Below are 8,481 nucleotides of genomic sequence, written 5' to 3'. Positions count from 1 at the left end.
GCCAGCGCGGAACCGACGGCGCTCGTGGTGAAGAGGACCGCGGCGATCTGCATGCTACGCGGAGCGGTCGCTGCCGGGGCCGTCGTAGTCCTCGCCGTAGGCGCCCTTGGAGGGGCGGCGGCGGCGCATGGGGGGCTCGACGCCGTCCGCGAGGCGGCGGGCGGTGACGAGGAAGCCGGTGTGGCCGATCATGCGGTGGTCGGGGCGGACGGCCAGGCCCTCGACGTGCCAGTTGCGGATCATCGATTCCCAGGGCTGCGGCTCGGCGTAGCAGCCGAACTCGCGGATGGACTCGACGGTGCGCGAGAGCTGGGTGGTGGTGGCCACGTAGCAGCACAGGATGCCGCCGGGGACCAGGGCCTTGGAGACGGCCTCCAGGCACTCCCAGGGGGCGAGCATGTCGAGGATGACGCGGTCGACGTCGGTGTCGGACAGGTTGTCCTGGAGGTCGCCGACGGTCAGCTGCCACGCGGGGTGGGGGCCGCCGAAGTAGCGCTCGACGTTGGCCGTGGCGATCTCGGCGAAGTCCGCGCGGCGCTCGTAGCTGTGGAGCATGCCCTGGTCGCCGATGGCGCGCAGCAGGAAGCTGCTCAGGGAGCCGGATCCGACACCTGCTTCCACGACGCGGGCGCCGGGGAAGATGTCGGCGAAGGCCAGGATCTGGCCCGCGTCCTTGGGGTAGACCACGGCGGCACCGCGGGGCATGGACAGGACATAGTCGGGGAGCAGGGGACGCAGCGCGAGGTACGCGACGTTGCCCGTGGTACGGACAACACTGCCCTCGGGAGCACCGATCAGCTCGTCGTGCGGGAAGGAACCCTTGTGGGTGTGGAAATTCTTCCCGGCTTCGAGCGTGAACGTGTAGTGGCGGCCCTTGGGGTCGGTGAGCTGAACCTGGTCCCCGACCTCGAAGGGCCCGCGTCGGCGGGCGGCACCGGTCGGTTCGGACATGTGACCAGTGTATTGGCTTCAGGACTGGGGCCGCGCCATGGCCTTCACGAAGGCCTTCTCGACGTCGAGGGTGGACAGGACGCCGTAGATCGCGCCGCTGTTTTCGAGGACGAGGTATTCGCTGGCGGGGTTGGCGCGCAGGTGGTCGAGGAGTTCCTCGCCGGTGAGCTCCGCGGAAACCTTCATGCCGTCGGTGAGGTCCTGGGCGAGGGTGCTGACGGCGACCCAGGGGCGGCGGTGTTCGGGGACGGAGGCGATGGCGGTCTCGCGGACGATGGCGGTGGGGTCGCCGAGTCCGTCGACGACGACGAGGGCGCGGGCGCCGGCTTCGTTGGCGCGGCGGAGTGCTTCGGAGAGGGGGGTGGCGTTCTCGACGGGGATGGCGCGGCGGGTGAGGGCGCGGGCCTGGAGTTCGGGGAGGTGTTCGCGCAGGCGGGCCAGGCGCAGGCTGTTGCCGGCGCCGGTCCAGATGATGGCGGCGAGGATCGCGGCGAGGAGGGCGTCCATGACGGTGTCCATGCCGCCGATCTCCTGGGTGCGGTTGCCGAGGAGTCCGGTGTGGGTGAGCAGGGGCAGGCCGAGGAGGACGGCGACGGCGAGGCCGCGGCCGACCCAGGCGGCGGCGACGGTGCCGGCCATGGGTTTGCCGGTGATGCCCCAGATGACGGCGCGGAGCATGCGGCCGCCGTCGAGGGGGAGGCCGGGGAGCAGGTTGAAGGCGGCGACGAGGAGGTTGGAGATCATCAGGCCGGCGAGGAGGACGCCGGGGACGGTGGCGGGGTCGACGGCCTTCATGCCGAGGTAGAAGAGTCCGGCGAGGGCGAGGGAGAGGAGGGGGCCGACGAAGGCGAGGACGAATTCGCGGCCGGGCGTCTCGGATTCCTTCTCGATTTCGGAGACTCCGCCGAAGAACTGGAGCTGGATGCGGCGCACGGGGAGTTTGAAGCGGAGTGCGGCGATCGTGTGGGCGAGTTCGTGGACGAGGACGGAGGCGTAGAAGGCGACGGCGAAGAAGAGGGAGACGAGGTAGCGGGCGGGGCCGAGGTCGGGCAGGACGTGGTCGAGCTGGTCGCCGAAGACCCAGGTGATGAGGGCGGCGACGAGGAACCAGCTGGGCGAGACGTAGACGGGCACGCCGAAGGGGCGGCCCATGAGGATTCCGCCGCCCGGATCGGAGCGCTTGGGCGTGCGCTCGCCGGATTCGTCGGTGTCTGCCACGGTTGTCCTTCGTTCGGTGCTGGGGATTCCAGTGTGGTCCACGTCGTGGGTCCGGCGCTGGGTGGTGTAGCGCGTTGTGATCCCCCGATCATGCAGTGCGAGGGTGCTCGGAGTCGATGGTATGCGCGTGCTGTCGGTGGCGGGCCGTAGGGTTTCACGCATGACGACGACTCCCGGTGCCGTGCCTGGCGCTGCCGATGCCGGCGTGGCGCGGGTCGCCGCGGCGCCCACTTCCCTGTCGCCCTCGCGGGCGGGGGATTTCATGCAGTGCCCGCTGCTGTACCGGTTCAGGGTGATCGACAAGCTGCCGGAGAAGCCGAGTGCGGCGGCGACGCGGGGCACGTTGGTGCACGCGGTGCTGGAGCGGCTCTTCGATCATCCGGCCGAGGAGCGGACGGCGCCGCGGGCGAAGGCGCTGGTTCCGGGGCAGTGGGACCGGTTGCTGGAGGCGAAGCCGGAGCTGGCGGGGCTGTTCCCGGAGGGTGATGAGGGGGCGGGGCTGGCGCGCTGGCTGACGGAGGCCGAGGCGCTGGTGGAGCGGTGGTTCACGCTGGAGGACCCGACGCGGCTGGAGCCGGTGGAGCGGGAGTTCTTCGTGGAGACGGAGCTGGAGTCGGGGCTGCGGCTGCGCGGGATCATCGACCGGGTGGACGTGGCGCCGACGGGTGAGGTGCGGATCGTCGACTACAAGACGGGCAAGGCGCCGCGGCCGGAGTACGCCGAGGGCGCGTTGTTCCAGATGAAGTTCTACGCGCTGGTGGTGTGGCGGCTGAAGCAGGTGGTGCCGCGGCGGCTGCAGCTGGTGTATCTGGGTAGTGGGGACGTGTTGACGTACGACCCGGTGGTGGCCGATCTGGAGCGGGTGGAGCGCAAGCTGCACGCGTTGTGGGAGGCGATCCGGGAGGCGACGCAGACGGGTGAGTGGCGGCCGCGGCCGACGAAGCTGTGCGGTTGGTGTGATCATCAGGCGGTGTGTCCGGAGTTCGGGGGGACTCCCCCGGTCTACCCGCTGGTGATCACGCCGAGGGCTCAGCCGGGGGCGCAGCCGGGGCCGGGGGTGGACGGCCCGGCCGGGTCCTGATCTTCGGGTCAGGGCACAATGGGCGGCGCCCCGCCGAAGCCGTCTCCGGCGTTGCCGAGCAGTCCGAGCAGTCCCAGGCAGTCCGACGAAATACGAGGTACCCCCGTGGCGATCCGCGTCCTGCTGGTCGACGACCAGCCTCTGCTGCGCACCGGCTTCCGGATGATCCTGGAGGCCGAGCAGGACCTGGTGGTGGTGGGTGAGGCCGGGGACGGTCTGCAGGCGTTGGACCAGGTGCGGGCGTTGCAGCCCGATGTGGTGCTGATGGACATCCGGATGCCGCGGATGGACGGGGTGGAGGCGACGCGCCAGATCACCGGTCCGGAGCGGAACGGTCCGGCGAAGGTGCTGGTGCTGACCACCTTCGACCTGGACGAGTACGTGGTGGAGGCGCTGCGGGCGGGCGCGAGCGGGTTCCTGCTGAAGGACGCGCCGGCGAACGAGCTGGTGCAGGCGATCCGGGTGGTCGCGGGCGGCGAGGCGATGCTGGCTCCGAGCATCACGCGGCGGCTGCTGGACAAGTACGCGGGGCACCTGCCATCGGGTGAGGAGAGCCTGCCGGACACGCTGGGGACGCTGACCGAGCGCGAGGTCGAGGTGCTGAAGCTGGTGGCCCGGGGGCTGTCGAACGCGGAGATCGCGGCGGATCTGTTCGTGAGCGAGACGACGGTGAAGACGCATGTGGGTCACGTGCTGACGAAGCTGGGCCTGCGCGACCGGGTCCAGGCGGCGGTGTACGCGTACGAGAGCGGTCTGGTCCGCCCGGGCGCGCAGTAGCGGACGGCGCCCGGTGGCGGGCGCGGGATGACGGAAGGGCCGGCGGCCGCGGGATGCGGCTGCCGGCCCTTCGTCGTGTGGTGCGGGTCAGCCCTTGCTGATCTCCCAGAAGCGGAAGACGGTGGAGGCGTCGAGGGACCACTGGAGGCCGGTCACGTTCTGGCGGGTGACGGCGTACTGCTTGCCCTGCCAGAGCGGGAGGAGCGGGAGCTCGTCGGCGACGATGTCCTGGAGGCGGACGTAGTCGGTGTTCGCCGCGGTGCGGTCGGACTTCGCGGAGGTCGACGGGATGATGGTCCCGGTGATCTCCTTGTTGTCGTAGTTGTTGCGGAGCACGTTGTCCGGGCCGAAGAACGGCTGCGTGAAGTTGTCGGCGTCCGGGTAGTCGGGCACCCAGCCCTTCACGTAGATGCCGTACTTGCCGTCCTGGATGTCCTTCTCGTACTGCTCGTACTCGACGGACTTCATGTCGGCTTCGAAGAGCCCGCTGTCGTTGAGCTGCTTGGCGATGACCTGGAACTGCTGGTCGGTGGAGGGTCCGTAGCGGGACGGGGTGGAGTACAGGGTCACCTTGACCTTGCCGTTGATGCCCGCCGCCTTGAGGACGGCCTTGGCCTTCTCGGGCTGGGGGGTGCCGCCGTAGCGGTCGAAGAACGGGGTGGTGTGTCCGGCGATGCCGGCGGGGACGATCGAGTAGAGCGGGGCCGCGGTGCCCGCGTACACGTCCTTCACGAGCGCCTCGCGGTCCACGAGGTAGGCGATGGCCTTGCGGACGGGGAGCTTGCCGACGACCGGGTCGTTGACGTTGAAGACCATGTGCTCGACTTCGGCGCCGGTGCCCTGGACGACGTCGACCTTCTGGTCGCCGGTCTTGGTCGAGGCGAGGGCGGCGATGTCCTTGGCGGCGAGGCCGCGGAAGGCGAAGTCGACGTCGCCGCTCTCCAGGACCGTCTTGAGGGCGGCCTGGTCGCCGTTGAAGAACTTCAGCGTGACGCCGGTGTTCTTGGCCTTGGCCTTGCCGTTGTAGGAGTCGTTCACCGAGAAGCTGGCGCTCTTCTCGTTGATGGAGTCCAGCTTGTAGACGCCGGAGCCGATGGCCTTGCCGTCCGTACGGAGCTTGTCCGCCGGGTATTCGGCGTGGTCGACGATCGAGCCCGCGCCCGACGCGATCTTGCTCGGGAAGGTGGCGTCGGACGTCTTGAGGCGGAAGACGATGGTCTTCTCGTCGGGGGCGTCGATGCCGGCGATCGACGAGAGCATCACGGCGGGGCCGTTCTCGTCATTGATCTTCAGCGTGCGCTCGAAGGAGAACTTGACGTCCTTCGAGGTCAGGCTGTGGCCGTTGCTGAACTTCAGGCCGGGGCGCAGGACGCACTTGTACTGCTTGCTGTCGGCGCCCTCGAAGGCGCAGGTCTGCGCGGCGTCGGGCTCGGGGGTCGTGCCGCCCTTGGGGAAGCTGAGCAGCGACTGGAAGACGTTGTTGAAGAGGAGCCAGGAGCCCGGGTCGTAACCGGCTGCCGGGTCGGTCGACTTCACCTTGTCGGATATCCCCATGACCACGCCCTTGCCGCTGCCGGCATTGGCGCCATCGGTCGAACCGCAACCGCTGAGCAGCGCGGCGGCAGTGGCCGCGCCGAGCGGGGCCGCCAACCACTGGTTACGTCTCATCACGCGAATGTCCTTCACAGTCTTGTCTGGTCGTTGCGCCGGCCTGCGACGTCCGCCGCCGGTTGTTGCCGGTCTCAGCCGCTGACGCCCCGGCCGAGTTCCCACAGCTGGAGGTCGGAGATGGCGTTGACCGACCACTCCACTCCGGTGATCCCGTCGCGTGCGGCGACGTACTGCTTGCCCTGCCACAGGGGCAGGACGGGTACGTCCTCGGCGACGATGTCCTGCATTTCCGCGATCGCGGGCGCGGCGGTGTTGCGGTCGGCCGCGCGCCGGGAGTCGGGGATGAGCCTGGTGCGCACCGCGGTGTTGGCGTACGGCGTGCCCAGGAAGTTGTCCTGCTCCAGGAACGGGGCGAGGAAGTTGTCGGCGTCCGGGTAGTCGGGGAACCAGCCGAGCCCGTAGGCGGCGTAGTCACCCTTCTTCTGCGCGGGGCGGAAGTCGGACCAGTCGCTGCCCTGGACGGTGACGTCGAACAGCTGGGTGGAGTTCAGCTGGGCCTTGAGGGCCTCGAACTCGGCGGCGGTGCCGTCGCCGTAGTGGTCCTTGGTGTAGTTCAGGGTCAGCTTGACGGGGGTCTTGATCCCGGCGTCCTTGAGCAGGCTCGCGGCCTTGGCGGTGTTGGCCTCGCCGTACTTGTTGTAGAACGAGTTGACGTGGCCGGTGACGGCGGTGGGGACCAGCGAGTACAGGGGCTGCGCGGCCTTGCCGTAGACCTTGGAGATGACGTTGTTGCGGTCGACGGCGGCGGCGAGGGCCTGGCGTACGGCCTTGTCCTTGACGACGGGGGCCTCGGTGTTGAAGCCGATGTAGCGGATCTCCAGGCCGGGCAGGGGGACGAGCTTGACGCCCTTGGGGGCCTTCGTCGAGAAGTCGGCGATCTGGGCGGGCGCGAGGGTGCGCGAGACCATGTGGATGGAGCCGTCGGTGAGGGCCTTGCCCATGGTGGCGGAGTCGGCGAAGGAGCGCAGTTCGACCTTGTCGTTCTGCAGCTTGATGTCGCCCTTGTAGTTCGGGTTCTTGGTGAAGACGGCCCGGACGAGGTGGTTGTCCTTGACCTCGGCCTTCATCGTGTAAGGGCCGGAGCCGTCGACGGCGAAGCCCGCGCGGAGCTTCTTGGCGTCGTAGTTCTTCTCGCTGACGATGCCGGCGGCGGGGGTGGAGAGCTTGTACGGGAAGGTCGCGTCCGGGGTCTTCAGGTGGAAGACGACGGTGTCGGCGCCCTTGGTCTCGACGCTGTCCAGGGTGGAGAGCAGGGAGGAGGGGCCGTTCTCGTCCTTGATGGCGAGGACGCGGTCGATGGAGAACTTGACGTCCTTGGCGGTGACGGGGTCGCCGCCGGCGAACTTCAGGCCCGGCCGCAGGGTGCAGCGGTAGCTCTCGTTGCCCGTGTCGGTGAAGCGGCAGTCGGAGGCCGCCTCGGGGACGGGCTGGCCGCCGCCGCGCGGGGTGTGCATCAGCGTCTGGACGGTCTGGCGGAGCACGTTCCAGGCGCCGGCGTCGTACGCGTAGGCGGGGTCGAAGGGGGCGGGGGCGTAGTCGGCTGCCTCGAACCGGTCGGTGGTCCCGACGACGATCGCTCCGGACCCTGCTCCTCCGCCGCTCGTGCTGCCGCATGCGGACAGCGCGGGGGCGAGCAGGCCGATCGCGGCCGTCAGCACCATGGTCTTGCGGTTCATGCTGGAAGTACTCCCTCACCCGGCACTTGCTCAAAGCGGCGTAGAGGGCACTTCGCGGCGGTCGCCCGTTCAGGGCGGAACGATCGGGCCGGTGTTTGACGATCGGTCCACGCGGCACCGGCGCAGGGGTGTGCGTCCGGAACCGCTGAGGTGCGTGCGTAGTGCCCGCGTCGACATTAGTGGCCTGGGACGGGATGGCTGGAACTGGCAGGAGTTGGGGCGTAATCGCACCGTGATGGGAGCGGACTGACCGCTTATGCCGGAGTCTTCGCAGATGGGGTCAGGAGATGATCAATCCGGACACATGGGAAGGGTATGGGGCACTCCGGCGGGCCCCTCCGGGCCCTCACGGGTGACCAAGCTCACCCGTGAGGCAGACCCCGAACAGGATGGAATTTCGGCCTCCGGGGACAGGGGCGGAAGATCCTCCCGCAGGACCCTGGCCGCACCCCTGTTCCGTTCGGTACGGAGCGTGCGCGCTCAGTTCAGCGGAGTGATCAGGGAGCGCAGGAACGGCAGGTCCACGTCCTCCAGGGAGCGCACGATGGTGCGCCCGGGGGCGGGCTCGATGTGGCCGATGGAGGGCACGGCCACGACCCGGCAGCCGGCGGCCTCGGCGGCGGCGACGCCGGTGGCGGTGTCCTCGATGACGGCGCAGCGCGAGGGGTGCGCGCCGAGGGTGCTCGCGGCGAGCAGGTAGGGGTCCGGGTGGGGCTTGGTACGGGGCACCTCGTCCCCGGCGACGGTCATGGTGAAGCGGTCGCGGCCGAGGGTGAGCAGGACCTGGTCGATGACCCGGCGGTGGGAGGCGGAGACCAGGGCGGTGGGGACGTTGTGCCGGGCCAGTTCGCTCAGCAGCCGCTCGGCGCCGGGCATCAGGGGGACCTGGTCGGCGATGCGGGCCTCGAAGCGCTCGTTGAGCAGAACGCTCAGCTCGGCGATGCCGATGGCGGCGCCGGTGGCCTCGATGAGGAAGGCGGCGCTGCGGCTCATGGGGCCGCCGACCACGATGTCCCTCCAGGAGTCGTCGAGCAGGTGTCCGAGCTCGCGGAAGATCTCCGCCTCGATCTCCCACCAGAAGCCCTCGGTGTCGACGAGGGTGCCGTC

General features: G+C 69.5%; 7 protein-coding genes. 2 read left to right on the top strand and 5 right to left on the bottom strand.

The genetic code is table 11. The features are described from left to right. Window positions 1-54: 54 nt before the first annotated feature. Entirely contained in the window at window positions 55-951 is an 897-nt protein-coding gene (locus ACFV0Q_RS34040) for a tRNA (adenine-N1)-methyltransferase (protein ID WP_030233594.1), read from the bottom strand. Window positions 952-969: 18 nt separating this feature from the next. Next, window positions 970-2,433 carry a site-2 protease family protein gene (locus tag ACFV0Q_RS34035; protein WP_385010757.1) on the bottom strand — a complete coding sequence of 488 codons (1,464 nt, stop codon included), beginning with the start codon at window positions 2,431-2,433 and terminating at the stop codon, window positions 970-972. Here ACFV0Q_RS34035 and ACFV0Q_RS34030 point away from each other — a divergent pair. Then, window positions 2,330-3,250, top strand: coding sequence for a RecB family exonuclease (locus ACFV0Q_RS34030; protein ID WP_385010755.1), 921 nt, complete (start codon window positions 2,330-2,332; stop codon window positions 3,248-3,250). The two genes, ACFV0Q_RS34035 and ACFV0Q_RS34030, sit on opposite strands and share 104 nt — an antisense overlap. 105 nt (window positions 3,251-3,355) lie before the next feature. Then, window positions 3,356-4,027, top strand: coding sequence for a response regulator transcription factor (locus ACFV0Q_RS34025; RefSeq protein WP_030233586.1), 672 nt, complete (start codon window positions 3,356-3,358; stop codon window positions 4,025-4,027). Window positions 4,028-4,114: 87 nt separating this feature from the next. Here ACFV0Q_RS34025 and ACFV0Q_RS34020 read toward each other — a convergent pair whose 3' ends face one another. The 3 genes from ACFV0Q_RS34020 to ACFV0Q_RS34010 all read right to left on the bottom strand — a co-directional run. Further along, window positions 4,115-5,695: an ABC transporter substrate-binding protein gene (locus ACFV0Q_RS34020; protein WP_385010753.1), complete on the bottom strand. Its 1,581-nt coding sequence runs from the start codon at window positions 5,693-5,695 to the stop codon at window positions 4,115-4,117. 74 nt (window positions 5,696-5,769) lie between these two features. Further along, complete coding sequence (locus ACFV0Q_RS34015) at window positions 5,770-7,374, bottom strand: ABC transporter substrate-binding protein (RefSeq protein WP_385010751.1); 1,605 nt, start codon at window positions 7,372-7,374, stop codon at window positions 5,770-5,772. Between the two features lie 480 nt (window positions 7,375-7,854). Next, the coding region (locus ACFV0Q_RS34010) for an HAD family hydrolase (protein ID WP_385010750.1) at window positions 7,855-8,481 on the bottom strand (627 nt) is incomplete at its 5' end.

Origin of the sequence: Streptomyces sp. NPDC059564, assembly GCF_042735575.1 — a bacterium.
Taxonomy (GTDB): Bacteria; Actinomycetota; Actinomycetes; order Streptomycetales; family Streptomycetaceae; genus Streptomyces.
This window is presented reverse-complemented; position numbering and strand designations above follow the sequence as displayed.

Coding starts and splice junctions, on each gene's coding strand:
- ACFV0Q_RS34020 (WP_385010753.1), bottom strand. CDS start 5,695: ATGAGACGTAACCAGTGGTTGGCGGCCCCGCTCGGCGCGGCCACTGCC.
- ACFV0Q_RS34015 (WP_385010751.1), bottom strand. CDS start 7,374: ATGAACCGCAAGACCATGGTGCTGACGGCCGCGATCGGCCTGCTCGCC.
- ACFV0Q_RS34035 (WP_385010757.1), bottom strand. CDS start 2,433: ATGAAATCCCCCGCCCGCGAGGGCGACAGGGAAGTGGGCGCCGCGGCG.
- ACFV0Q_RS34030 (WP_385010755.1), top strand. CDS start 2,330: ATGACGACGACTCCCGGTGCCGTGCCTGGCGCTGCCGATGCCGGCGTG.
- ACFV0Q_RS34040 (WP_030233594.1), bottom strand. CDS start 951: ATGTCCGAACCGACCGGTGCCGCCCGCCGACGCGGGCCCTTCGAGGTC.